The sequence below is a fragment of the Rhizobium sp. M10 genome, assembly GCF_002531955.1.
In the GTDB taxonomy this organism is placed as follows: Bacteria; Pseudomonadota; Alphaproteobacteria; order Rhizobiales; family Rhizobiaceae; genus Rhizobium; species Rhizobium etli_C.
This window is the reverse complement of record NZ_NWTA01000002.1, coordinates 470,980-494,882: the sequence shown is the minus strand read 5'-3', so window position 1 is coordinate 494,882 and position 23,903 is coordinate 470,980. Positions and strand designations below refer to the sequence as shown.

The following is a 23,903-nucleotide window of genomic DNA, read 5'->3' as shown; positions in this document are numbered from 1 at the left end:
CAACTTATGCGGCCGCCTTCATAAGCCGCTGAATTTTCAACATATCCTCGCGAAAGCGCGCCATCTCCTCGGCCTTCAGCCGTTCGTCGGGAATGCGCAGCAGATAGGACGGATGCACCGTCACGAAGAGCGTGCGCCCTGCTTCGATCGCCATCGCCTTTCCTCTGACGTCCTGCAGGCGGCCTTTCACATCGGTCAGCGCCGCAAGTGCCGTCGCCCCCATGGCCACGATCAGCTTCGGCTTGACGAGCGACAATTCCAGATCGAGCCACCAGCGGCAATGCTTCACCTCGCCCATATTGGGCTTCTGGTGGATGCGCCGCTTGCCGCGCGGCTCGTATTTGAAATGCTTGACGGCATTGGTGACGTAGAGCGTCGATCGGTCGATGCCCGCCTCCGCAATCACCTGATCGAAAAGCCTGCCCGCAGGGCCGACAAAAGGGCGCCCTGCAATATCCTCCTGATCGCCCGGCTGCTCGCCGACGAACATCACCTCCGCATCGCGCGGCCCCTCCCCGAACACCGTCTGCGTCGCATTGGCGTGAAGCGGACAGCGCGTGCAGACGGCAGCCTCCGCGCGCAGTGCTTCCAGCGTGCCCGCCGGAAGCTCAGGCCCGGCGGGAAGATTGCGCGCAGCCTGCTGCAGCCGGTCGTGAAAAGGCAGCGATTGTGTTGCCTCCCTTGCCGCCATCTCCCGCACCTTGCTTTCGGCCGATGCGATCAACCCGGGAATGAGATCGGCTTCCGGCAGGTTCTTCCAGTATTTCTTCGGCATCTCCGCCTGCATCGCCTTCAGCTTCAATCGCGCCGGATTGAAGATGCTGGCATAATAGGTGCGCCAGAGCTCATCGGTGGCATCGCTGAGATTGGGCTTCTCGCAAGGTTCGTCGCTGATCGTCAGCCGCTCGCCGTCCCAGGCGGCCGACCCCTTGGGCGTGGCGATCAGCCAGTCCATATCGGTGAATCGTCGTTGGAAGAAGGGCGCCGTCCGCCTGACGATATGGTGGTCCGGCTCGAACCAGGCGATGAATTTTCGCCGCCCCGCGGAAACCGCGCCAACCTCCTTGAAGCGGACGAAAGCCGTCATCTTGTGCGCGTCGCGATGCACGTTTTTCGCCATCAGCCTGGCACGCACGACATCCTCGTCGGAGGTCACCTCAAGCAACTGCCGGTCCAGCTGCAGCCGCCAGAGCAGACGGTACAGCAGGCAAAACCGCGCCGGATCGGAATGGCAGAGCACCGTCTCGACAAGCTCGATGAAGGTGGGCGGCACCGTCATCGGCTTGCGTGATGCCGCCGGCGCCGGCGGCATGGCGTCGCGCTGAAAGGAAAGATCCGCCTCCGCGCTTCTTTCACGCCACTCGATCTCTTCAGGCAAAATGCCGGCGGCCGCCAAGGCGCGCGCGGCATCACGCCATTCGGCAAGATCTCCGCGTCCTCTGAGCACGACCCGGCGCATCACAGCAACGACAATTGTTCAGGCTGCGGCTCGAACATGGTGCGAAGATCCGGCCTATCGATCAGCCGTCGCGGCGACCATCCTTCCGCCGAGATGAAGGACTGGACCTTCTTGATCGAAACGCCGAGCCGCGAGAGATCGTCGAGCCGCAGACGGCGAAAGCGGCGCGCCGAAACGATTGCCTTGACCGTCTTGGTGCCAAGGCCGGGCACGCGCAACAGCCGTTCACGCTCGGCCCTGTTGATATCGACGGGAAATTCGGCCCGGTTGGCGAGCGCCCAGGCAAGTTTGGGGTCGAGATTGAGATCGAGCATGCCGCCCGCCTGATTGGCGGTGATCTCGTCGATGCCGAAACCATAGAAGCGGTAGAGCCAGTCGGCCTGGTAGAGCCGGTGTTCGCGCATCAGCGGCGGCTTGATCAGCGGCAGGTTTTTCGACGAATCCGGGATCGGGCTGAAGGCGGAATAATAGACGCGCCTGAGGCCGTAGCTGCTGTAGAGCCGGCCGCTGGTCGCCAGGATGGTCGCGTCACTCGCGCCGTCGGCGCCGACGATCATCTGCGTGCTCTGCCCGGCCGGGACGAAACGCTGGCGTTTCTTGCTTTTCAGCGTCGGCTCGCCGGCGGCCTCGATCTTCAGCCTGAGCTCAGCCATCGATCGCCGGATATTGGCGGGCTTCTTTTCCGGCGCGAAGCGGCTGATGCCGTTATCCGTCGGCAGCTCGATATTGAGCGACAGCCGGTCGGCATAAAGCCCCGCCTCCTCGATCAGCCGCGGCGACGCCTCGGGGATCGATTTCAGATGGATATAACCGCGAAAATCATGCGTCACCCGCAGTTCACGCACGATGCGGACCATTTCCTCCATCGTGTAATCGGACGAACGGATAATGCCGGAGGAAAGGAAGAGGCCTTCGATATAGTTGCGGCGGTAGAATTCCAGCGTCAGCCAGATCACCTCCTCGGGCGTAAAACGCGCCCGTTCGACATTGCTCGACGAGCGATTGACGCAATAGGCGCAGTCGTAGATGCAGAAATTGGTCAGCAGGATCTTCAGAAGCGAAATGCATCGACCATCCGGCGCATAGGCATGGCAGATGCCGGATCCCTCGGTCGAACCGAGCCCGCCGCTTGTGCTCGAATCGCGTTTCACCGTGCTGCTGGAGGCGCAGGAGGCGTCATATTTCGCGGCATCGGACAGGATGGCCAAGCGTTCGGCAAGCGACTTCTTCATGCCTATGTTCACTATATGTTCTAATATACAAAGTCAATCCGGCCCGTCCCACTACCGCCCCGATTTTCAGGCGCATCACCTGATATCGCGGGGGTTGCGTTGCGTTTATGCGAATTTTCTGGAAATCGGCCTTGGCGATCTGCTATAAGCACTTAACTAGGATTGTGGCACGGTTCCGAAGCTCCCCTTCGGGACCTGTTTTCTTTTGTGTTTGCGCCTGACGTGCCGATACAAGGAGTGAAGGACAGAAAAATGGTTGAAAAGGTACCGATGACACAGGGTGGTTTCGTCAAGCTGCAGGAAGAACTGCGCTGGCGTCAGCAGGAGGAGCGCCCCCGAATCATCGAGGCGATCGCCGAAGCCCGTGCCCATGGCGACCTTTCCGAAAACGCCGAATATCACGCTGCCAAGGAAGCCCAGAGCCACAATGAAGGCCGCATCAGCGAGCTGGAAGACCTGACGGCGCGCGCCGAGGTCATCGACCTCACGAAGATGTCGGGCCACAAGATCAAGTTCGGCGCCAAGGTGAAGCTCGTCGACGAGGACACCGAGGAAGAAAAGACCTACCAGATCGTCGGCGACCAGGAAGCCGACGTCAAAGCCGGCCGCATCTCCATCTCCTCCCCGATTGCCCGTGCGCTGATCGGCAAGGAAGTCGGCGATTCCATCGAGGTCAACGCGCCCGGCGGCTCCAAGGCCTACGAAATCCTCCAGGTTTCCTGGGGCTGATCGCCCGCCACAGACGAGACCCCTCCCTTGCCTGATATGCGTGACGTCGAGATCATCGCGCCCAATTTCAAGCGCCGGCTCTCCGGCGTCACGTCGACCATCGTCCAGCTCATTCCGTGCCAGCTCCGGCTCGGCATCGGAATCGCAACGCTCGGCCCCGGCCTGCCGGAAGGCCTGCCGAAACTGAGATGGTCACAGCTCCCTGGTCTGTGGCGCAGGCCGGCGCGCCGGCGCCATCGCGTCTGGCACGCCCGCCGCAACAATGACATGGCCGTCGGCATCCTGCTCCGCTATCTCCTGCGCATGCCGCTGAAGCTCATCTTCACCTCCGCCGCGCAACGCCGCCACACCGCCTACACGAAATGGCTGATCCGCCGCATGGACGCGGTGATCGCGACCAGCGACCGCTCCGGCTCCTTCCTCGAGGTGCCGCACACGGTCATCCAGCACGGGGTCGATCTGTCCTTGTTCCACCCGCCGGAAACGGCGGAAGACGGCATCGCCGCGACCGGTCTGCCCGGCCGCTATCTTGTCGGCTGTTTCGGTCGTGTGCGCCATCAGAAGGGCACGGATCTCTTCGTTCGGGCGATGATCGAACTCTTGCCGCAGCACCCCGAATGGACGGCCGTCGTCTCCGGCCGGGTGACGGCGGAGCACGTGGGCTTCGGCGACAAGCTCAAGGCCGATGTCGCCGCCGCAGGCCTTAGCGACCGCATCCTCTTCCTCGGCGAAGTGCCCGATATCAAGGTCTGGTATCGCCGCCTGACGCTCTATGTCGCCCCCTCCCGCAACGAGGGCTTCGGCTTGACCCCGCTCGAAGCCATGGCTTCGCGGACGGCGGTGGTGGCATCGGATGCCGGCGCCTATGCCGAACTCATCGCCGAGGGCGAGACCGGCTCGGTCGTGGCCGCCGGCGACGGCGAGGCGCTGACGCGGGCGATCGCCCCCTACATCGCAGATCCCGCGCTGGCGATCGCCCATGGCGAGAATGCGCTGCGCCATGTCCGGGCGAATTTTGCGCTGGAGAAGGAAGCAACCGCGATCGGCGCCGTTTACGACCGCCTTCTCGGCGGCAATCGCGGCTAGCCGAAAGGAAACGGCCCGTTGGATAATCGGCCGCCGGGCCGCTGGAGAAGTCCGCCAACCCCTCCTCCGTCCGTCATGCTCGGGGCTTGTCCCGAGCATCTGCCGCCATCCGATAGGGCAGCAGATGCTCGGCACAAGGCCGAGGATGTCGACGAATAGAGAACGACATCATCAACAGCAAACGGCCCGCTGTAGAACGGGCCGCTGCAAGATTATCGACGATCGGGCGGGTTTATTCGGCCGGTTGCAGCCCGGCCGTCGGAGCCGTCTCTTCCGTCTGGCCGCCGAGTGCTGCGGCAAGCTGCGCGGTATCCAGTTCCTTTTCCCAGCGTGCCACCACAATCGTCGCCACCGCATTGCCGACGAGGTTGGTCAGCGCGCGGCATTCCGACATGAAGCGGTCGATGCCGAGGATGAGCGCCATGCCGGCGACCGGCACGGAGGGCACGACGGAGAGTGTCGCGGCAAGGGTGATGAAACCGGCGCCGGTGATGCCTGCGGCACCCTTCGAGCTCAGCATCGCCACCAGCAGCAGCAGGATCTGGTCGCCCCAGGAGAGCTGGATGCCGGTTGCCTGGGCGATGAACAGCGCCGCCAGCGTCATATAGATGTTGGTGCCGTCGAGATTGAAGGAATAGCCGGTCGGGATGACGAGGCCGACGACCGAGCGCTTGCAGCCGGCCTTTTCCATCTTGTTCATCAGACCCGGAAGTGCGGCCTCCGAAGACGAGGTGCCGAGCACCAGCAGCAGCTCTTCCTTGATGTAACGCAGCAGCGCCAGGATCGAGAAGCCGTTATAGCGGGCGACGGCGCCGAGCACGACGAGAACGAAGAGCAGCGAGGTGATGTAGAAGGTGCCGATCAGCATGGCGAGGTTGGCGATCGAACCGATGCCATACTTACCGATGGTGAAGGCCATGGCGCCGAAGGCACCGATCGGGGCGGCCTTCATCAGGATGCCGACGAGCTTGAAGATCGGAGCCGTCAGGGCGTTGAGGAAAGTCACGACCTGCTCGCCCTTTTCGCCGACCATGGCGAGCGCGATGCCGAAGAGCACCGAGAAGAACAGCACCTGCAGAATATCGCCGTCGGCAAAGGCGCCGACGATCGTCGTCGGGATGATATTGCTGAGGAAGCCGACGATGCTCTGCTCATGCGCCTTATCGGCAAAGGTGGCGACGGCCTTCGGGTCGAGCGATGCCGGATCGATGTTCATCCCGGCGCCCGGCTGGACGACGTTGGCGACGATCATGCCGATGACGAGCGCCAGCGTCGAGAAGGTCAGGAAGTACAGCATCGCCTTGCCGGCGACGCGGCCGACCTTCTTCAGGTCACTCATGCCGGCAATACCGGTGGCCACCGTCAGGAAGATGACCGGAGCGATCACCATCTTCACGAGCTTGATGAAGGCATCGCCGAGCGGCTTCAGCTGGGTGCCGAGTTCGGGATAGAAATGGCCGAGCAGGATGCCTGCGGCGATGGCCGCGAGAACCTGGACGTAGAGATGGGAATAGAAGGGCTTCCTGCCCTTGCTGTCTGCGACTGCATCGAGTGGTGCTGCGATCATGATGTCCTCCTAAAGGCTCGTCCGGAACGAACTCCGGCCTCCCGAGCCGTTCGCTTCAATCCAACAGCTCAGCCGTTGTTGCGCTCTTCTTCGCAATCGCCGTGCCAGTTTCGCGCCATCCACGTAAGCAATTGTTTTTATGTCAGAAAAAATTTCAGACGGGCCAACGGCCTGACTACCAATGCGAAAACCCACACAAATCCATTTGCGTCCCGTGCGGAAAAATGCACAAATCCGCCATGTCCTTGTCAGTCTCGCAAAGGCTTTGGCCCTCCCTGCCCTTGCACCACCGCATTCGCCGAATGTGGTGGGCCTATGCGGTGCTCGCCCTCTCGGCCATCGCCGCAAGTCTCTTGGTGAGCGGCGAGGTTGGCCGGCGCCGGGCGGAAGCTGCCCTGGAGGAACAGGCCCGCACCGATGCGGGGATGAACGTGGCGCTGCTGCGCACGGTCCTCGAGAAATACCGGGCGCTGCCCTTCGTGCTGTCGCAAGATACCGCGCTCGCCGCCGCCCTGGCGGGACGCGACGCCGGCACGTTCGAGCAGTTGAGCCGGAAGCTTGAGACACTGGCCGCCGGTACGAAGGCTGCCGTCATCTATGTCATCGACAAGGACGGCATCGCGGTTGCGGCCAGCAACTGGCGCGAACCGACGAGCTTCGTCGGCAACGACTATCGCTTCCGCGAGTATTTTCAGGGCGCCGTCGCTCAAGGGCAGGCCGAGCATTTCGCCCTCGGCACCGTCAGCAAGAAGCCCGGTCTTTATATTTCCGAGCGGATATCAGGCAGCGACGGCCTGCTGGGCGTCGTCGTCGTCAAGGTGGAATTCGACGATGTCGAGGCGGATTGGCATGCCTCGGGCGCCCCGTCCTACGTCATCGACGATCGCGGCATCGTCCTCATCACCAGCATTCCCTCCTGGCGGTTCATGACGATCGGCCGCATCGCCGAGGATCGGTTGACCGCGATCCGCGACAGCCTTCAATTCGGTGACGCGCCGCTTCAGCCGCTGCCGCTCGATATCATCAGGCGCCTCGGCGACGGGCTCGATGTCGTCGAGATCGTCACGCCCGGCGGCGCCGGAAAGACCAGCTTTCTCAATGTCGGAATGCCGATCCCTGCGACCGGCTGGCATCTGCAGCATCTTGTTGCATCGGGGCCGTCCGTCGATGCGGCGGTCCGCGAAACACGCATGCTGGCGCTGCTCTTGCTTTTACCGCTCCTCGCCGGCGCAGCCTTCCTCTTGCGCCGCCGCCAGACGATCACGCTGAGGATTTTCAGGGAGCAGCAGGCGCGCGAGGAACTGGAACGGCGCGTGACCGAGCGGACTTTGGATCTCAGCCAGGCGCGCGATCGGCTGCAGGCCGAGATCGCCGGTCACCGCAGCACGGAACAGAAGCTGCAGGCGGTGCAGCAGGATCTGGTGCAGGCCAACCGGCTGGCGATCCTCGGCCAGGTTGCCGCCGGCGTCGCCCATGAGATCAACCAGCCGGTGGCGACCATCCGCGCCTATGCGGACAATGCCCGCACCTTCCTCGACCGCGGCCAGACGGCGCCCGCCGGTGAAAATCTCGAAAACATCGCCGCGCTGACGGAGCGCATAGGCTCGATCACCGAGGAACTGAAGACCTTCGCCCGCAAGGGCCGCGGCAGCGCCGAGCCGACAGGCTTGAAGGACGTCATCGAGGGGGCGGTGATGCTGTTGCGCAGCCGCTTTGCCGGCCGCATGGATACGCTCGACATCGACCTGCCGCCGGCCGAGCTGCAGGTCATGGGCAGCAGGATCCGCCTCGAGCAGGTGCTGATCAACCTGCTTCAGAACGCGCTGGAGGCCGTAGCGCCGAAGGCCGAAGAGGGGCGCGTCGAGGTCAGGACATGGGCCGATGCCGAGACGGTGACGCTGACGGTTGCCGACAACGGCCCTGGCATTTCGCCTGAAATCCGCAAAGGCCTGTTTACGCCCTTCAACACCTCTAAGGAAAAAGGTCTCGGCCTCGGGCTGGTCATCTCCAAGGATATCGTCGGCGATTACGGCGGCCGGATGGAGGTCGAGAGCGATGGCGAGGGAAGCCGGTTCATCGTTCATCTGAGGAAGGCTTGAGATCATGAACATGGCCATACCCGTTGCTTTGATCGACGATGACGGCGATCTGCGCCGCGCCACGGCCCAGACGCTGGAACTCGCCGGCTTCTCCGTTTCCGCCTATGACGGCGCCAAAGCGGCGCTGGCCGACCTGCCGGCCGACTTTTCCGGCCCCGTCGTCACCGATATCCGCATGCCCGAGATCGACGGCCTACAGCTGTTCGCCACGCTTAAAGACATGGATGCCGACCTGCCCGTCATCCTGATGACCGGCCACGGCGATATCCCGATGGCCGTCCAGGCCATCCGGGACGGCGCCTATGATTTCATCGCCAAACCCTTCCCGGCCGAACGGCTCGTCCAGAGCGTGCGCCGCGCCAGCGAGAAACGGCGGCTCGTCCTGGAAAACCGCATGCTGCGCAAGGCGGCCGACGATGCGCAGGAGACTTTGCCGCTGATCGGCCAGACGCCGGTCATGGACAATCTCAGGAAGATCCTTCGCCATATCGCCGATACCGATGTCGACGTGCTGGTCGCCGGCGAAACCGGCAGCGGCAAGGAAGTGGTCGCCCAGATCCTGCATCAGTGGAGCCATCGCCGGAAGGGCAATTTCGTGGCGCTGAACTGCGGGGCGCTGCCCGAAACCGTCATCGAAAGCGAGCTGTTCGGTCACGAGGCCGGCGCCTTTACCGGCGCCCAGAAGCGCCGCACCGGCCGCATCGAACATGCAAGCGGCGGCACGCTCTTCCTCGACGAGATCGAGAGCATGCCTGTCGCCACACAGGTCAAGATGCTGCGGGTGCTGGAGATGCGCGAAATCACCCCGCTCGGCACCAACGAGGTACGGCCGGTCGACCTGCGCGTCGTCGCGGCCGCCAAGATCGACCTCGGCGACCCCGAGGTGCGCGGTGATTTTCGCGAGGACCTCTATTACCGGCTGAATGTCGTGACCATTTCCATTCCGCCGCTGAGGGAACGTCGCGACGATATTCCGCTGCTGTTTTCCCACTTTGCCGCCCGCGCCGCCGAGCGCTTCCGCCGCGATGTGCCGCCGCTTTCGGAGGCGGTTCGCCGCCACCTTGCCTCGCATCCATGGCCCGGCAACGTCCGCGAACTCTCCCATTATGCCGAACGCGTGGTGCTTGGCGTCGAAGGCGGCGGAGCGCCATCCCTTGCCCCGCAGCCGAGCGGCGGCACGCTGCCCGAGCGGCTGGAACGTTACGAGGCGGAAATCATCCGCGACGCGCTCGCGGCCAGTGACGGCGACGTGCGCCGCACCATCGAGGCGCTCGGCATTCCGAGAAAGACGTTCTACGACAAGCTGCAGCGCCACGGCATCAACCGCGGCGGCTATGCCTCGCGCAAATAGCTCAGACTTCCACCAGCCCGAGCTTCTTCACCTGCCGGATCGTCAGCATGGTGCGCACGGTGTCGACATGTTCGTTCGCCGTCAGCACCTCGATGACGAAATCCTGGAAGTGGGTCAGGTTTTCCGCCACGCAGTGCAGCAGGAAATCGCTGTCGCCCGAAACCATCCAGGCTTGGCGCACCAGCGGCCATTCGGTGGTGGCGGCGGCGAAGGCCTTGAGATTGCCTTCCGACTGATGCTTGAGCCCGACCATGCAGAAGGCGACCAGATCGAAGCCGAGCTTCGGGCTGTTCAGCATGGCGTGATAGCCTTCGATGATGCCGGCTTCCTCGAGCTTGCGCACCCGGCGCAGGCAGGGCGGCGCCGAAATACCGACGCGATCGGCGAGCTCGACATTGGTCATGCGGCCGTCGGCCTGCAGCTCGCGGAGGATCTTTATGTCGATGACGTCGAGCTCGGTGCGACCCACATCATGGCCTTTCTTTAATTCTCCGCGGCGAGCTTCTATATAAAGCCGCGGAATACGCAAGAAAGTTTCACGCCGATGACGGATTCTTGCACAACAGGGTGATTTGCCTTGTTGGTAACGCAAGGCTGCCCTTGAATAAAAGCATTGGTCGTTCATAAATGGCGCATGGACCGCGAAACGGCCGCATTCGCTATTTAGCCGCCGCCCTCCTGCCAGTCGAAAGGAAATGACATGCCCGCCCGCCACACCAAGGTGCTCATCATCGGTTCCGGACCCGCAGGCTATACCGCCGCGGTCTATGCCGCGCGCGCCATGCTGAAACCGGTTTTGATCGCCGGTCTCGAACAGGGCGGTCAGTTGATGATCACCACCGATGTCGAGAACTATCCGGGCTTTGCCGATCCGATCCAGGGTCCCTGGCTGATGGAGCAGATGCTGCAGCAGGCAAAACATGTCGGCGCCGAGATCGTCAACGACCTCGTGACCGAGGTCGACATGAACCAGCGGCCCTTCGTCGCCCGCACCGACAGCGGCCAGGTGTGGACCGCCGATACGCTGATCATCGCCACCGGCGCCAAGGCCAAGTGGCTCGGCATCGAAAGCGAACAGCATTTCCAGGGCTTCGGTGTTTCAGCCTGCGCCACCTGCGACGGCTTCTTCTATCGCAACAAGGATGTGATCGTCGTCGGCGGCGGCAACAGCGCCGTCGAAGAGGCGCTCTATCTCTCCAACATCGCCAAGTCGGTGACATTGGTACATCGCCGCGACACCTTCCGCGCCGAGAAAATCCTGCAGGAACGTCTGTTCGCCAAGGAAAACGTCAAGGTGCTGTGGAACACCGAAGTGGCCGAAATAACAGGCACGCCGGCAAAACCCCCGATGCCGCAATCCGTCTCCGGCGCCCGCCTGCGTGACGTCAGAACCGGTGCTGTCACCGAGATGTCGATCGACGGCGTCTTCGTCGCCATCGGCCACGCGCCGGCAACCGAGCTCTTCAAGGACAAGCTGAAGCTGAAGGATAACGGCTATCTCTGGACCGCGCCGGATTCGACCGCGACCAGCCTCGAGGGTGTCTATGCCGCCGGCGACGTGACCGACGACACCTTCCGCCAGGCCGTCACCGCCGCCGGCATGGGGTGCATGGCAGCGCTCGAAGCCGAGCGATATCTGACGGGCCACATGCCCGTCGCCGTGGCTGCGGAGTAAGAGCGGCATGAGAGGCGGGGGAATGCCATTGGATTGGGACAAGCTGCGTATTTTCCACGCAGCTGCCGAGGCGGGTTCGTTCACGCATGCGGCCGATAAGCTGCATCTGTCCCAATCGGCCATCAGCCGCCAGGTGAGCGCGCTCGAGCAGGATGTCGGCACCAAGCTGTTTCACCGCCATGCACGCGGCCTGATCCTGACGGAACAGGGCGAACTGCTGTACCGCACCGCCCATGACGTGCTGCTGAAGCTCGAAACCGTGAAGATGCAGCTCACCGAGACGACCGAGACCCCGTCCGGCAAGCTGCGTGTGACGACGACGGTCGGCCTCGGCCAGGGCTGGCTGACCGACAAGATCCAGGAATTCCTGCAGCTTTATCCCGATGTGCAGATCCAGCTGATCCTCGACAATGAGGAAGTGGATGTGAACATGCGCCATGCCGACTGCGCGATCCGCCTGCGCCAGCCGCAGCAATCCGACCTCATCCAGCGCAAACTCTTCACCGTGCACATGCACGTCTATGCCGCTCCCTCCTACATCAACCGCCATGGCGAGCCGCAGAAGATCGAAGATCTCGACAACCACCGCATCATCACCTTCGGCGAGCCGGCGCCGAGCTACCTGCTCGACGTCAACTGGCTCGAAGTCGCCGGCCGCTCGTCGGACAACAAGCGCATCCCGCATCTGCAGATCAACAGCCAGACCTCGATCAAGCGCGCCTGCCTGCTCGGTATCGGCGTCGCCTGCCTGCCGGATTACATCGTCGGGCGCGATCCCGGCCTGATTCAGCTGGCGATCAATGCCGACGTCCCCTCCTTCGACACCTATTTCTGCTATCCCGACGAGATCAAGAACGCCGCCAAGCTGAAGGCCTTCCGCGATTTTATCGTCAGCAAGGCCAGAAACTGGAACTTCTAGAGCATGATGCCGAAAAGTGTGAGCGGTTTTCGGTCGACATCATGCTCACCTTCTTTGGTTTAGATCCGAATGATTTTAGGCCGGGATCGGCCTCAAATCATCCGGATCCAGGCCAGATTTATGGAATGATTTCTATACTATGCAGAGAGCGCATGACTGACATGCGCAAATGTGGGTTGCCGTTTGCCCATTAAACCACCATATCGCACATAGCTGATGCACATGGTGGCTTTTCCTCCCAGTTCCACCGCATTAGCTGTTCCCCTCTGGAGGTTTTTGACCTTCACACTTATAAGGGCCCTGGTTTTCCAGCGGCCCTCTTTTTTTGCCTTGCCGACCGGGGCAATGCTGCATCGCAAAAAATTTGTGCGGCGCATAGCAGGCATGCACAAAAAAGCATTGAAACCTGCCTAAGGAAGCACCATATCCCTTTCAGCTGATGCATTTCGTGGTTTCTCTCCCAGTACCACCGCATTAGCTGTTCCCCTCTGGAGGTTTTTGACCTTCACAACTTATAAGGGCCCTGGTTTCCAGTGGCCCTCTTTTTTTGCCCAAAATTTGCGCATGCCCCGGCAGCTGCCGCCTCACGCCTCCGTGATTTGCATATCGACGGCTATCGATCCATATATCGAGAACATACGATTTATGGATCGACAAACCGCGATGGACAAAGACGAGATCATCAAGGCGCTCGCGCATCCCACCCGGATGGCCATTCTGAGCTGGCTGAAAAATCCGGAGGAACATTTCCTCACGCAGGAGCATCCTTTCGAAATGGGGGTCTGCGCCAGCCAATTCGAACGGTGCGGCCTGTCGCAGTCGACGGTTTCGGCCCATCTCGGGACACTGCACCGTGCCGGTCTCGTCACCACCAAACGCGTCGGACAGTGGATCTTCTACAAGCGCAACGAAGACACCATCGCAGCCTTCCTCAAGCAGCTGACGCAAGACCTGTAAAATCTCCGCCGCAGCCCTGATGGCCCCGATTGGCCTTGACGCAACGGCGCTCGACCATCTCTCCGCCTGGGGCCGGGCCGCCCTTGCCCCCGCCGAGTGATCCTCCCGCAAAAGAAAGGACCATCATGGCCAAGCTTTTCGAACCCACCAAGGTTGGCGACATATCAGTCAAGAACCGCATCGTCATGGCGCCGCTCACCCGCAACCGCTCGCCGGGCGCGATCCCCAACGACCTCAACGTCGAATATTACCGCCAGCGCGCCACGGCAGGGCTGATCATTACCGAAGCGACCGCGATCACCCATCAAGGCCAGGGTTATGCCGACGTGCCCGGTCTTTATAGCAAGGCAGCGCTCGAAGGCTGGAAGCGTGTGACCGACGCCGTTCACGCCGCCGGCGGCAAGATCGTCGTACAGATGTGGCATGTCGGCCGCATTTCGCACACGACGCTGCAGCCGGATGGCGGCAAGCCGGTCTCCTCGACCAATCGCGTCGCCAAGGCCAAGACCTATCTGGTCAACGCCGACGGCAGCGGCAGCTTCGCCGACACCTCCGAGCCGCGCGCGCTCGAAACCGCCGAAATCCCTGGTATCGTCGAGGATTACCGCAAGGCTGCCCGCGCCGCCATCGACGCCGGCTTTGACGGTGTCGAAATCCATGGCGCCAACGGCTATCTGCTCGACCAGTTCATTCGTGACGGCGTCAATGACCGCACCGACCAATATGGCGGCTCGATCGAGAACCGCACGCGGCTCGCCTTTGAAGTCGTGGATGCCGTCGTGAGCGAAGTCGGTGCCGGCCGCACCGCGATCCGCATTTCACCGGTGACGCCGTCGGGCGAAAGCTACGATTCCAATCCGCAGGCCACCTTCGCCCATGTCGTCGAGGGACTGGCCAAATACGACCTCGCTTATCTCCACGTCATCGAAGGCCAGACGGGCGGCGACCGTGATTACAAGCAGGGCGACAATCCTCCCTTCGACTACAAGGCGCTGCGCCGGACCTATGAAACGGCCGGCGGCAAGGCCAACTGGATGGTCAATAACGGCTATGACCGCGACCTGGCGGTCGATGCCGTCGAAAGCGGCCGCGCCGATCTCGTCGCCTTCGGCAAGCCCTTCATCGCCAATCCCGACCTCGTCGAACGGCTGGCAAAGAACTTGCCGCTCAACACGCCGGACCAGTCGACCTTCTACGGCGGCACCGCCAAGGGTTACATCGACTATTCCGCTGTCGAGAAGGTCGCCTGAGCCTTTCGGATCCGAATTGCGAAATCCCGCTGAGAGGCGGGATTTCCATTTCCGCTCCATCTTTGTACGGTGTCGCCATGTTCGCTCCCTATCTCGATCGCTGGTCGCTCATATCAGACGGCGAGCCGATCCTCACCCATTCGAGCCGCCTGCTGCCGGTCCTCTGGCAGGATAGGCCCGCCATGCTGAAGGTGGCGACAGACAACGACGAACGATATGGCGCGCTGTTGATGCAATGGTGGGACGGCGATGGCGCGGCCCATGTCTACGCCCATGAGGGCGACGCCGTGCTTCTGGAACGGGCGACGGGCAAACGCTCGCTGCTTGCCATGGCGATGAATGGCGAAGACGACGAGGCCAGCCGTATCCTCTGCCGGACGGCCGCAAGGCTGCATGCGCCGCGCCAAAAGCCGCTTCCCGATCCGATACCCCTCACCCGCTGGTTCCGTGAACTGGAACCGACGGCCGATAAAGTTGGCGGCACATTTGCCGATTGCTCGACGGTCGCCAAAGCCCTTCTTTCCGACCCGCACGAAGTCACCATCCTCCACGGCGACATTCACCACGGCAATATTCTCGATTTCGAGACACGCGGCTGGCTGGCGATCGATCCGAAGCGCCTTCATGGCGAACGCGGCTTCGATTTCGCCAATATCTTTGCCAACGAGGAGCTGCCAACCATCACCGATCCCGCCCGTTTCCGCCGCCAGCTCGCCGTCGTCTCGATGGAAGCGAGGCTCGAGCCGAAGCGGCTTTTGCAGTGGATCGCCGCCTATTCCGGCCTTTCCGCCGCCTGGTTCCTCGAAGACGAAAACACGCCTCAGGTCGAGACCGCTCTGACGGTCGCCCGGCTCGCCCTTTCCGAACTTGCGGCTTAACGTCCGCCCTGCAGTGAATGCCCGATAACGGCGGACGCTGTCTGATGATGCTGCGGTTCGGACAGGCAGCCGAGCGCCACGAGCGTCGCCTTGACGGCCTCGTCGATCGGTGTGCGCGGCTCTTTTCCGAGTTCAGCCGTCAGTTTGCTGTTCGACATCCGCAACGGCACCCTCCACAGATAGCGCATCTCGTTGATCTCCCGCATCAAGGGAAGGAAGGGCGCGGCGAGCGGCACGATCCACCAGGGAAAACGCCCGATCTTCGCCTTGCCGCCGGCAACGCGCCTGATCGCTTCTGCCATCTGCATGCCGTCGGCATCCCAGAAGCCGTCCATATGATAGACGGCAAAGGACGGGAGCCGATCGGCCCGTTCGATGAGCTGCGCCATGGTTTCCGCCATGTCGGGCAAGTAGGTCCATTGATGACCGACTCCACGCCGTCCGGGGTTTTTGATCGTGCCGACCGGCCTGCCCGGCGTCACCAGGCCGGACGAGAACCAGCTGTTGGCAGTGGCGCCCGGACCGAAGAAATCGCCGGCGCGGACGATGATGGCGCCGATGCCGACTTGCGCCGCCGCCTTCAGCCGTTCCTCCATCTCCACCCGGATCGCACCTTTCCTGGTTACCGGATGCTGCGGGCTCTCCTCCGTCGGCATCGGCAGGGCATCGGGACCGAAATTATAGACGTTGCCGGGCAGCACGATGCGCGCGCCGACAGCGCGGGCAGCGGCAATTGTATTGTCGAGCATCGGCAGCACCAGCTTGTCCCAGTCGCGGTAGCCCGGCGGATTGACGGCATGGACAATCAACCCAACGCCTTCGGCCGCCGTCAGGACGTCGCCGGCATTCATCGCATCGCCCTGCACCCATTCGAATGCCGGCTCTTTCCCCATCGCCCGTTCCGCATCCCGGTTCAGCGCGCGGATCCGCCAGCCGCGCCCCAGCAGCTTTCGCGCGACCGCGCCGCCAATCCCACCGGTCGCGCCGAGAACAAGGGCGGTCTTCTTCGTCTCTCTGCTCATCGCATGCATCTCCTTCGATCCATGAAATGAATATGCTCCTGCCCTCACATAAACGAAATTGACGAAATCAGTGGATCCGACATACAAAAATATATGAACTCCGAACCGAGCTGGGATTTCTATCGCAGTTTCCTCACCGTGCTCCAGCACGGATCGCTTTCGGCCGCCGCCCGCGAGCTGGGGTTGACGCAGCCGACCATAGGCCGCCATGTCGATGCCCTGGAACTGGCGATCGGCGCCGAGCTCTTCACCCGATCGCCGAACGGTCTGCTGCCGACCGACGCAGCACTGGCGCTCGAGCCCTATGCCGAGACGCTGGCGGCAACCACCGCCGCACTGTTGCGGACCGCATCCAGCCAACGCGAACGAGTCGCCGGAACGATCAGGATCAGCGCCAGCGAGGTCATCGCCGTCGAAGTGCTGCCTGCGATTCTTGGGCCGTTACAGGACGCCCATCCCGAGCTGCAGATCGAACTCTCGGCTTCCGATGCGATCGAGGATCTGGTGAATCGCGAGGCCGATATTGCCGTGCGCATGGCCGAACCGCAGCAGGATGCGCTCGTCGTGCGCCGCATCGGCGATATTCCGCTCGGCTTCCATGCCCATCGCCGTTATCTCGAACGATATGGCATTCCGCAAAGCGTGGCTGACCTCGCCAATCATCGGCTTATCGGCTTTGACCGACAGACGGCCTATGTCCGCCTGGTGATGAAGCGCTATCCCGTGCCGGATGGGATCAAATTCGCCTACAGGACCGACAGCAACCTCGCCCAGCTTGCCGCGATCCGCGCCGGCGTCGGTATCGGCCTCTGCCAGATCGGGCTTGCCCGGGAGAATGCTGATCTCGTGCATCTCCTGGCCGATGCTTTCAACATCCCGCTCGGCACCTGGGTGGCGATGCATGAGAGTCTGAAATCCTCGCCACGCTGCCGCGTCACTTTCGACGCGCTGGTCAACGGCCTGCAGGATTACTACCGGTATTCGACTAGAACAGGATGATTTTAGGCCCGGTCGGCCTAAAAACTGAATCCTGTTCTAAATTAAAGAGTTAGTGCATGATGTCGTCCGAAAACCGCTCACACTTTTCGGCATCATGCTCTGGCGGATAGTCCCAAAATCGGAATCGATTTCCGAAAGGAATCATGCACAATTCAAGGGATCGGCCGTCTCCGCCGGATGGGTATCACTTTATACCCCTGTTTTTCCTGCGATTCCTGACACCAATCGCATCACCATTTTGCTGACATTGCTCTAACAGGATAAAGATGACACCTCACAATCCGGTTGAACTGGTGCCTTACGATCCGCAATGGCCGGCGGATTTCCGGCGCATCCGCAGCCGGCTGCTTACCTGGCTGCCGCAGGCGCTCTCCGTCGATCATATCGGCAGCACGTCGATAGCGGACATGATCGCCAAGCCTCTGATCGATATCGACATCGTTCTTCCCGGCCTCGAGCATATCGCCGATGCCACAGCGGTGCTTCTGGCGGAAGGCTATGAACCGCGCGGCAATCGCTATGACGACGACGTCTGGGCATTTTTATCGAGAGGTTCGGCACCGGCGGAGCGGGTCTACCTTTGCCCGGCCGGCAACGGCACACATCGAAACAGGCTGGCTTTCCGGGATTATCTCATCGCGCATCCGGAGTCGGCGAGCGAGTATGCCGCGCTCAAACGCAGACTGGCAGCCGCGTTCAGGACGGACGGCGATCGCTATACCGCGCAGAAGCGCGACTTTGTCGACGCGATCGTCGCGCGGGCATTGAAGGGCAATGCTTAGTGTCACGGGCCATGCGGGGCTCCGGCCGCGCGATCCTGCCACAGGCCGTCCACCACTTCCGTTTCCGGCCGGTCTCCGCCCTCGGCGTATTCCTCGTGCCACTTGCCGTTTTCGTCCTGCCAGCTGATCTCGGCGGAATCGCCGCCGACCTGCTGTTCGGCCGCGACGATACGCGCAGCTTCGAGCGCCTCGGCATGGCTCGGAAATGCTTCGGAATAGACGCCTCCCAGTCTGTAGGCCCAGCCGCCGTCATGCGGCACGACTTCGTAGACCACCTTTATCATGCATCCGTCTCCTCATCTTTATGTTGCGCATTCGCACGCCTCCGGACAGGGTCCGGATCATCGCGGCCGCTTGACGAGAATACGAGGACGCCGCGATCTGCTTTCCGGCCCCGATGGCGTTCAGTATTCCATTAAACGCCGAAGACTGCAAATAGCAGAGTGCCGTGGCGCGCTTCCCATCCCGAATCAGTGACTTAGTTAAGAGGCATGAATCGCAACGGGAGCTTTGATTTGGGCATCGCTTCACGCTTTAAAGCGGAAAAATATCTCGTCGCCGCGCTTGCCGCCGCGATGATCGCGTATCTCCTGGAACACGCAGTGATCGAAATGGGACGCGGTGTCGCGCTGCTCGCCGCCGCCGCCCTGGTCGCCACCATCGTGCTTGCCTCGATCCGCGTCGCCCATCATGCCGAACTGCTCGCCGTCAAGGTCGGCGATCCCTACGGCACGATGATCCTGACACTTTCGGCCCTCGCCGTCGAAGTCCTCATCCTCGCCATCATGATGACCGGCGAAAGTTCTCCGACGCTGGTGCGCGACACGATTTATTCGGCCCTGATGCTCGACATCAACGGCATTCTCGGCCTCGCCGCCCTGCTCGGCGGCCTCAAACACGGCGAGCAGCCCTATAACGACAATTCGGGCAAGACCTACGGCGTGATGATTCTCACCGCCATGGGCATTTCCATGATCGTGCCGGAATTCGTGCCGAGCGATAAGTGGCACTATTATTCCGCCTTCACCATCGTCGCGATGATCGCGCTTTACGGCCTCTTCCTGCGCATGCAGGTCGGGCAGCACAGCTATTTCTTCAGTTACAGCTATCCGCGCTCCGAGCGGAAGAAGGAAAGTCACGACGAACGCGACACCGAGGGACCGGCGGCGGCCTCGATCGTGAGCATCCTCGCAGGCATAGTCATCATCGGCCTGCTGGCGGAGTTCATGTCGGCTTTTATGGCTGAGGGCCTGCGCGATAGCGGCGCCCCGATCGCCGTCACGGCCGTCGTCGTCGCGGCGATTTCGGCCGCCCCCGAGATCCTGACCGCCTTGAGGGCGGCGTTGAGGAACCGGATGCAGGCGACGGTCAATATCGCCATGGGCGCCTCGCTGTCGACGGTGATCCTGACGGTGCCCGCCATGGAGGCGATCGCGCTCTATACCGGCCAGCCCCTCATCATGGCGATGACCCCGGTGCAGACGGTGATGGTCGCGATCACGCTGATTGCCGCGGCAATCAATCTCAACGACGGCGAGACCAACGCCATCGAGGGCATGACGCATTTCATCCTGTTTTCCACCTTCGTCATGCTGACGGCGCTGGGGCTTTGAAGACAGAACACTGCGGTGAAGCAGCTTATCCCTTCGACTTTTCGAGGAAACGCTCTTTACGGGTTTTCGGCTTGAAGCGCCGGAAGAAATTTTCGATGGCGCGAATGGATTTGGTGACTGACATCAGCCTGTCGATCTGGCCGTTGGCATTATGGAGCCGCTCGGACAAGACTTCGGCCGCCGTCATCGCGATCTCGATCGGCGGCACCTGTGGAAACCGCTTGGCGAGCGCCGAATAGGGGCTGGCATCGACGCCGCCCACCATCGAGATCGAGCCCATTCTGGCAAAGAGGCGCAGGAAGATCTGCTCGAACGTCCAATCGTGCACGTCGAAGACCTTCCACTTCTCGCTTCTCTTGGCCGAAAAGCCGGCAAGCAGGATCTTGCCCGGCAGTTGCAGGCCGGCGAGCCAGAGCGCCATTGCAAAGCCGCTCGTGGCGATTTTGCCCTGGGGATAGAGATCGCCAAGCATTTGCGTCAGATCGAGGTGGCGGGCCTTGGCGCCGTTGAAGCGGCTTTGCTCGCTGAAGTTTTCCTCCGGGGAGACGCGAATATTGATGACACCCAGGAAGTCATCACCGGCAAAGAAGCGCAGGACATCGCCCACTTCCCGCCGGTGGACGATATTGGCGCCCATCACGCCGCTGCGGGCAACCAGCACCGCATGACCGGCGAAGGGCTCGTCGAGCACCTTGTAGACATTGTTGAAGAAGACGTAGAGCGCCGTCTCCGGCAGCTCGCTTCTGAGCCGTTCGAAATCGACCGCTTCGCTATTCGCCACAAGCACGATGTGGGAATAGCGCGACAGCAGCGCCTTCCACGCTTCCTGTGTCACGAGATTCACTCCGCCATCTTCGGCGGCCGTAGTCCTGATATCGCTCGGAATTGATTCCATCGGCTCACATGCACTTTCCAAGGACGATCTAGCTGTTGCTGAAATAGGCGCGCATCCGTGCAAGCCGCGTCAGCCCGCCGATCTGCTTTCCCACATGCGAGAAGAAGCCGGCAACCCGGCCCGCTGCCGACGGCTGCCTGCAGAAGGAGGCCCACGGCGTGTTGCGGAGATCCTCGGCATAACGCACAGCCATCCGACGGTGCACCCAGGGAACGGTCGCCTGCCACGGTTTCTTGCGGCCGGTGAAATGGAGGATCGCCGGCCGGGCGACAAAAGGCAGTAGTCCCGTCTGCGTGTTCCAGCGCGGATCGAGCACCAGCCAGTCGCCGTCGAATGTGACGTTCAGCGCATCCTGATCGTTGTTTTCGAACAGATGCGAGCGCTCCTCGAAGATCTCCCGGGTCCTGGCAAAAAGCCCCTTCGCCCGGCAGACCGACCAGTCGAACAGCAAGACGCCGGCATTGAAATAGCGTCCGCCCTCGCCCATGCCGATCTTGCGCTGCCGCGCGCCCGCCTTCTCGGGAAAGGCCATGACATAGTCATCGACGGCGGCAAGCGCCTTGCCCTGGAGATCCCTGGTGAAGAGTTCGTCGACGGGCGCTACCGCCAGCACATCGGCGTCGAGGTAAAGCAGGCGCTCGATATTCCCCGGAATTTGCAGATCCATATAGAGCCGCGCCAGCGTGGCGGCGGACCAACGGCCGCGCGCCTGGCGCGCCGTATCCGGCGTCGCATAGGGCAGCACCTTGATCGTCATGCCATGCAGGCGCGCGAAGCTTTCGACCTCGGCGACCTCGTTCGGCTTCAGGTCGATGCCGAGAAGCAGGAATTCAACACCGGCCTTCGCCAGATTGCGCTTGACGGAAAGCAGGGTGCAGCAGGCAGCCGGCAGCATGTTGACGTCGGAACAGACGATGACGGCACTCTGCTGCAAAATCCGGCCTCCCAAAGCGGCAACTTGAACTTGATGGCGGATATCTAGTTGGTTTGGCGGCCGCCCGCAACCTGAGATCACCCGCGCCGCCGGCGCTCCCCCTCACGTTTTGAATCGGAATTCAACGACTTGCGAGGCAAAGCGGAATCGATGCCGCAAGGTCTTCAATCAGGATGGAAGCCTAAAGCATGTCGCGCAAAAGTGTGCAGCGGTTTTGCGATGACGACATGCGAGAAATCAAAAACCTGGAGCGCTGGGAGCGAAGATGAAAGATTGCGACGCGCTTCAGAGGCGCAGCGCCAGCGGATGGTCGACAAGCAATCGGTCGACCGTCGCAAGCTGCAAGCCCTCGACCTTGCACTGCGCCAGCAGCAGCCGGTCGAAGGGATCGCGCGTCTCCGGCTCGGGATCGGCGGCGGTGATGACGTGCGGGACCTCGACGGGCAGGATCGTCAGCCCGGCCTCCCGGAGATAGACGGGAATGGTCTCTAACGGCAATCCCGGCTGCAATTTGCCCAGCCTCGTCTTGATGGCAATTTCCCAGAGACTGGCGACGCTGACGAAGCCGCTGGCGGCATGGTCCGAAAGCAGCTGCTCGACACGCGGAAAACGTTCCGTCAGTTGCTTCTGCGCAATCGCGATCACCATGTGCGTGTCAAGCAGGACCCGCATGGTCACGGCAGCGGCTTCAGAAGGAAATCTTCCGGCAGAGGATCGTCGAAGTCGTCGGCAATATACATCTCCGTCCTCGTGATGCCCTTGGAACGGAGATAGGCCTCGCCAGCCTCCAGGTTCAAACCGCCGCGCTTCTGATGCGGGACGAGATCGAAGACCGGCTTGCCGTTGCGGGTCACGACAATGGTCTCGCCTTTCTCGACCTCGCGGGCAAGCTCGGTCAGGCGGTTCTTCGCGTCACGGATCGAAACGGTCTTCATGACGTCAAATGTAGCTACATGCAGCCACATCGTCAACGCCGCAAACAAAAAGCCCGCCGTCGCCGGCGGGCCTTCGATCGATGTAATCGCAACCGGCTTACTTGCAGGCGGCGCAGAAGCGCTGGATGCGGCGGCAGGCTTCCTCGAGCAAATCCTCCGAGGTTGCGTAGGAGATGCGGAAGTTCGGGCCGAGGCCGAAGGCCGAGCCGTGAACGACGGCCACACCTTCCGATTCCAGAAGCTCGGAGACAAAATCCTCGTCGGTCTCGATGACCTTGCCGGAGGGGGCGGTCTTGCCGATCAAGCCCTTGCAAGACGGATAGACGTAGAAGGCGCCTTCCGGAACCGGGCAGACGATGCCCTTGGCCTGGTTCAGCATGGACACGACGAGATCGCGGCGGCCTTCGAAGATCTTCTTGTTCTCGGGGATGAAGTCCTGCGTGCCGTTCAGCGCTTCGACGGCCGCCCACTGGGCGATCGAGGTCGCGCCGGAGGTCTGCTGACCCTGGATCATGTCCATCGCCTTGATGAGCTGGATCGGGCCGGCCGCATAGCCGATACGCCAGCCGGTCATCGCATAGGCCTTGGAGACGCCGTTCATCGTCAGCGTGCGGTCGTAGAGCTTGGGCTCGACTTCGACAGGCGTGACGAACTTGAAGTCGCCATAGGTCAGATGCTCGTACATGTCGTCGGTCAGCACCCAGACATGCGGATGCTTCATCAGCACGTCGGTCAGCGCCTTCAGCTCGGCATGCGTATAGGCAGCACCCGTCGGGTTGGACGGCGAGTTGAAGATGAACCACTTGGTCTTCGGCGTGATCGCCTTTTCGAGATCGGCGGCCTGGAGCTTGAAATTGTGTTCCTGGGTGGCCGAAACGAAAACCGGCGTGCCGCCGCACAGCGCCACCATCTCGGGATAGGAAACCCAGTAGGGCGCAGGGACGACGACCTCGTCGCCGGGGTTCAGCGTCGCCATGAAGGCGTTGAACAGGATCTGTTTGCCGCCCGTGCCGACGATCGTCTGCTCCCAGGAATATTCCAGGCCGTTCTCGCGCTTGAACTTGGCGGCGATCGCCTTGCGCAATTCGGGAATACCGGAAACCGGCGTGTACTTCGTCTCGCCGCGGTTGATCGCGTCGATGGCGGCCTTCTTGATATTCTCGGGCGTATCGAAATCCGGCTCGCCGGCGCCGAGGCCGATGACGTCGCGTCCTTTTGCTTTCAGCTCGCGCGCTTTCTGGGAGACGGCGATGGTGGCTGAAGGCTTCACACGGGAAAGAGCATCGGCAAGGAAGGCCATGATATCGGTCCTAATGGTTGAAACGGGCAGAAAGCCGGGACCGGAGTTCTGCGGTTAGCTCTATGTCCAATGTATGACGGCATTTCAAGCGCAAAGGCGTGATGGGGGCAATGATTCTTATTGATCGTTTTCGCCATAGAGGGCGAGCCGGGGTTCTTGCCATCTTAGCACGAGGAGGAGGGTCAGTACTCAATTTGGATGAATTGCTTTTTAAGCCACTG

23 protein-coding genes are annotated in these 23,903 nt (G+C 61.9%); 12 read left to right on the top strand and 11 right to left on the bottom strand.

The genetic code is table 11. From position 1 onward, the window contains the following. Positions 1-4 precede the first annotated feature (4 nt). Positions 5-1,459 (bottom strand): UdgX family uracil-DNA binding protein, encoded by a 1,455-nt coding sequence (locus CO671_RS04170; RefSeq protein WP_097604689.1) that lies wholly within the window; start codon positions 1,457-1,459, stop codon positions 5-7. Then, positions 1,459-2,691, bottom strand: a complete 1,233-nt coding sequence (locus tag CO671_RS04165) for a putative DNA modification/repair radical SAM protein (RefSeq protein ID WP_097604687.1) — start codon at positions 2,689-2,691, stop codon at positions 1,459-1,461. Before CO671_RS04165 ends, CO671_RS04170 begins: the two co-directional genes overlap by 1 nt. A 252-nt stretch (positions 2,692-2,943) precedes the next feature. On the opposite strand from CO671_RS04165, the gene greA reads away from it, so the two are divergent. Beyond that, positions 2,944-3,420: a transcription elongation factor GreA gene (gene greA / locus CO671_RS04160; protein ID WP_010028762.1), complete on the top strand. Its 477-nt coding sequence runs from the start codon at positions 2,944-2,946 to the stop codon at positions 3,418-3,420. A gap of 27 nt (positions 3,421-3,447) precedes the next feature. Continuing rightward, positions 3,448-4,506, top strand: a complete 1,059-nt coding sequence (locus CO671_RS04155) for a glycosyltransferase family 4 protein (RefSeq protein ID WP_097604684.1) — start codon at positions 3,448-3,450, stop codon at positions 4,504-4,506. A 232-nt stretch (positions 4,507-4,738) separates the two neighbouring features. Here the strand turns inward: CO671_RS04155 and CO671_RS04150 are convergent, their stop codons facing one another. Continuing rightward, positions 4,739-6,073 carry a dicarboxylate/amino acid:cation symporter gene (locus CO671_RS04150; RefSeq protein ID WP_097604682.1) on the bottom strand — a complete coding sequence of 445 codons (1,335 nt, stop codon included), beginning with the start codon at positions 6,071-6,073 and terminating at the stop codon, positions 4,739-4,741. A gap of 224 nt (positions 6,074-6,297) precedes the next feature. On the opposite strand from CO671_RS04150, the gene CO671_RS04145 reads away from it, so the two are divergent. Together CO671_RS04145 and CO671_RS04140 are read left to right on the top strand one after the other, a co-directional pair. Beyond that, entirely contained in the window at positions 6,298-8,172 is a 1,875-nt protein-coding gene (locus tag CO671_RS04145; RefSeq protein WP_097604681.1) for an ATP-binding protein, read from the top strand. 4 nt (positions 8,173-8,176) lie between these two features. Further along, entirely contained in the window at positions 8,177-9,523 is a 1,347-nt protein-coding gene (locus CO671_RS04140; protein ID WP_097604678.1) for a sigma-54 dependent transcriptional regulator, read from the top strand. Between the two features lies 1 nt (position 9,524). Here CO671_RS04140 and CO671_RS04135 read toward each other — a convergent pair whose 3' ends face one another. Continuing rightward, a complete protein-coding gene (locus CO671_RS04135; RefSeq protein WP_009992419.1) occupies positions 9,525-9,992 on the bottom strand; it encodes an Lrp/AsnC family transcriptional regulator in 468 nt (155 codons plus the stop codon). Positions 9,993-10,223: 231 nt separating this feature from the next. Between CO671_RS04135 and trxB the strand changes: the two genes are divergently transcribed. From trxB to CO671_RS04105, 5 genes are all read left to right on the top strand, one after another. After that, positions 10,224-11,198, top strand: a complete 975-nt coding sequence (trxB, locus tag CO671_RS04130; protein ID WP_097604676.1) for a thioredoxin-disulfide reductase — start codon at positions 10,224-10,226, stop codon at positions 11,196-11,198. Between the two features lie 22 nt (positions 11,199-11,220). After that, entirely contained in the window at positions 11,221-12,117 is an 897-nt protein-coding gene (locus CO671_RS04125) for a LysR family transcriptional regulator VtlR (protein ID WP_004671024.1), read from the top strand. Between the two features lie 663 nt (positions 12,118-12,780). Continuing rightward, positions 12,781-13,074 (top strand): metalloregulator ArsR/SmtB family transcription factor, encoded by a 294-nt coding sequence (locus CO671_RS04115; protein ID WP_004671028.1) that lies wholly within the window; start codon positions 12,781-12,783, stop codon positions 13,072-13,074. Between the two features lie 125 nt (positions 13,075-13,199). Beyond that, positions 13,200-14,324 carry an alkene reductase gene (locus CO671_RS04110; protein ID WP_097604674.1) on the top strand — a complete coding sequence of 375 codons (1,125 nt, stop codon included), beginning with the start codon at positions 13,200-13,202 and terminating at the stop codon, positions 14,322-14,324. A 77-nt stretch (positions 14,325-14,401) separates the two neighbouring features. Further along, positions 14,402-15,202 (top strand): aminoglycoside phosphotransferase family protein, encoded by an 801-nt coding sequence (locus CO671_RS04105; protein WP_097605069.1) that lies wholly within the window; start codon positions 14,402-14,404, stop codon positions 15,200-15,202. Here CO671_RS04105 and CO671_RS04100 read toward each other — a convergent pair. After that, a complete protein-coding gene (locus CO671_RS04100; RefSeq protein WP_097604672.1) occupies positions 15,199-16,224 on the bottom strand; it encodes an NAD-dependent epimerase/dehydratase family protein in 1,026 nt (341 codons plus the stop codon). The two genes, CO671_RS04105 and CO671_RS04100, sit on opposite strands and share 4 nt — an antisense overlap. Before the next feature lie 93 nt (positions 16,225-16,317). On the opposite strand from CO671_RS04100, the gene CO671_RS04095 reads away from it, so the two are divergent. Further along, positions 16,318-17,223, top strand: coding sequence for a LysR family transcriptional regulator (locus tag CO671_RS04095; protein WP_097604669.1), 906 nt, complete (start codon positions 16,318-16,320; stop codon positions 17,221-17,223). A gap of 266 nt (positions 17,224-17,489) precedes the next feature. After that, positions 17,490-18,005, top strand: coding sequence for a GrpB family protein (locus CO671_RS04090; RefSeq protein ID WP_097604666.1), 516 nt, complete (start codon positions 17,490-17,492; stop codon positions 18,003-18,005). Between the two features lie 2 nt (positions 18,006-18,007). Here the strand turns inward: CO671_RS04090 and CO671_RS04085 are convergent, their stop codons facing one another. Next, positions 18,008-18,289 carry a DUF2188 domain-containing protein gene (locus CO671_RS04085; protein ID WP_010029531.1) on the bottom strand — a complete coding sequence of 94 codons (282 nt, stop codon included), beginning with the start codon at positions 18,287-18,289 and terminating at the stop codon, positions 18,008-18,010. Positions 18,290-18,520: 231 nt separating this feature from the next. Between CO671_RS04085 and CO671_RS04080 the strand changes: the two genes are divergently transcribed. Continuing rightward, positions 18,521-19,618 (top strand): calcium:proton antiporter, encoded by a 1,098-nt coding sequence (locus CO671_RS04080; protein ID WP_097604664.1) that lies wholly within the window; start codon positions 18,521-18,523, stop codon positions 19,616-19,618. A gap of 25 nt (positions 19,619-19,643) precedes the next feature. Here CO671_RS04080 and CO671_RS04075 read toward each other — a convergent pair whose 3' ends face one another. The 5 genes from CO671_RS04075 to CO671_RS04055 all read right to left on the bottom strand — a co-directional run bounded on the left by CO671_RS04075 (position 19,644) and on the right by CO671_RS04055 (position 23,682). Next, positions 19,644-20,513, bottom strand: coding sequence for a 3-deoxy-manno-octulosonate cytidylyltransferase (locus tag CO671_RS04075; RefSeq protein WP_097604662.1), 870 nt, complete (start codon positions 20,511-20,513; stop codon positions 19,644-19,646). A gap of 28 nt (positions 20,514-20,541) precedes the next feature. Beyond that, on the bottom strand, positions 20,542-21,447 hold the full coding sequence (locus CO671_RS04070; RefSeq protein ID WP_097604660.1) for a glycosyltransferase family 8 protein: 906 nt from the start codon (positions 21,445-21,447) through the stop codon (positions 20,542-20,544). Positions 21,448-21,732: 285 nt separating this feature from the next. After that, on the bottom strand, positions 21,733-22,119 hold the full coding sequence (locus CO671_RS04065; RefSeq protein ID WP_097604657.1) for a type II toxin-antitoxin system VapC family toxin: 387 nt from the start codon (positions 22,117-22,119) through the stop codon (positions 21,733-21,735). Positions 22,120-22,121: 2 nt separating this feature from the next. Continuing rightward, positions 22,122-22,382 carry a type II toxin-antitoxin system prevent-host-death family antitoxin gene (locus CO671_RS04060; RefSeq protein WP_097604655.1) on the bottom strand — a complete coding sequence of 87 codons (261 nt, stop codon included), beginning with the start codon at positions 22,380-22,382 and terminating at the stop codon, positions 22,122-22,124. Between the two features lie 97 nt (positions 22,383-22,479). Next, on the bottom strand, positions 22,480-23,682 hold the full coding sequence (locus CO671_RS04055) for a pyridoxal phosphate-dependent aminotransferase (RefSeq protein WP_097604652.1): 1,203 nt from the start codon (positions 23,680-23,682) through the stop codon (positions 22,480-22,482). Positions 23,683-23,903 lie beyond the last annotated feature (221 nt).

Excerpts from the sequence above, each read along its gene's own strand:
- CO671_RS04170 (WP_097604689.1), bottom strand. The coding sequence starts at position 1,459 with ATGCGCCGGGTCGTGCTCAGAGGACGCGGAGATCTTGCCGAATGGCGT.
- CO671_RS04165 (WP_097604687.1), bottom strand. The coding sequence starts at position 2,691 with ATGAAGAAGTCGCTTGCCGAACGCTTGGCCATCCTGTCCGATGCCGCG.
- greA (WP_010028762.1), top strand. The coding sequence starts at position 2,944 with ATGGTTGAAAAGGTACCGATGACACAGGGTGGTTTCGTCAAGCTGCAG.
- CO671_RS04150 (WP_097604682.1), bottom strand. The coding sequence starts at position 6,073 with ATGATCGCAGCACCACTCGATGCAGTCGCAGACAGCAAGGGCAGGAAG.
- CO671_RS04145 (WP_097604681.1), top strand. The coding sequence starts at position 6,298 with ATGCACAAATCCGCCATGTCCTTGTCAGTCTCGCAAAGGCTTTGGCCC.
- CO671_RS04140 (WP_097604678.1), top strand. The coding sequence starts at position 8,177 with ATGAACATGGCCATACCCGTTGCTTTGATCGACGATGACGGCGATCTG.
- trxB (WP_097604676.1), top strand. The coding sequence starts at position 10,224 with ATGCCCGCCCGCCACACCAAGGTGCTCATCATCGGTTCCGGACCCGCA.
- CO671_RS04125 (WP_004671024.1), top strand. The coding sequence starts at position 11,221 with ATGCCATTGGATTGGGACAAGCTGCGTATTTTCCACGCAGCTGCCGAG.
- CO671_RS04115 (WP_004671028.1), top strand. The coding sequence starts at position 12,781 with ATGGACAAAGACGAGATCATCAAGGCGCTCGCGCATCCCACCCGGATG.
- CO671_RS04110 (WP_097604674.1), top strand. The coding sequence starts at position 13,200 with ATGGCCAAGCTTTTCGAACCCACCAAGGTTGGCGACATATCAGTCAAG.
- CO671_RS04105 (WP_097605069.1), top strand. The coding sequence starts at position 14,402 with ATGTTCGCTCCCTATCTCGATCGCTGGTCGCTCATATCAGACGGCGAG.
- CO671_RS04100 (WP_097604672.1), bottom strand. The coding sequence starts at position 16,224 with ATGAGCAGAGAGACGAAGAAGACCGCCCTTGTTCTCGGCGCGACCGGT.
- CO671_RS04095 (WP_097604669.1), top strand. The coding sequence starts at position 16,318 with ATGAACTCCGAACCGAGCTGGGATTTCTATCGCAGTTTCCTCACCGTG.
- CO671_RS04090 (WP_097604666.1), top strand. The coding sequence starts at position 17,490 with ATGACACCTCACAATCCGGTTGAACTGGTGCCTTACGATCCGCAATGG.
- CO671_RS04085 (WP_010029531.1), bottom strand. The coding sequence starts at position 18,289 with ATGATAAAGGTGGTCTACGAAGTCGTGCCGCATGACGGCGGCTGGGCC.
- CO671_RS04075 (WP_097604662.1), bottom strand. The coding sequence starts at position 20,513 with ATGGAATCAATTCCGAGCGATATCAGGACTACGGCCGCCGAAGATGGC.
- CO671_RS04065 (WP_097604657.1), bottom strand. The coding sequence starts at position 22,119 with ATGCGGGTCCTGCTTGACACGCACATGGTGATCGCGATTGCGCAGAAG.
- CO671_RS04060 (WP_097604655.1), bottom strand. The coding sequence starts at position 22,382 with ATGAAGACCGTTTCGATCCGTGACGCGAAGAACCGCCTGACCGAGCTT.
- CO671_RS04055 (WP_097604652.1), bottom strand. The coding sequence starts at position 23,682 with ATGGCCTTCCTTGCCGATGCTCTTTCCCGTGTGAAGCCTTCAGCCACC.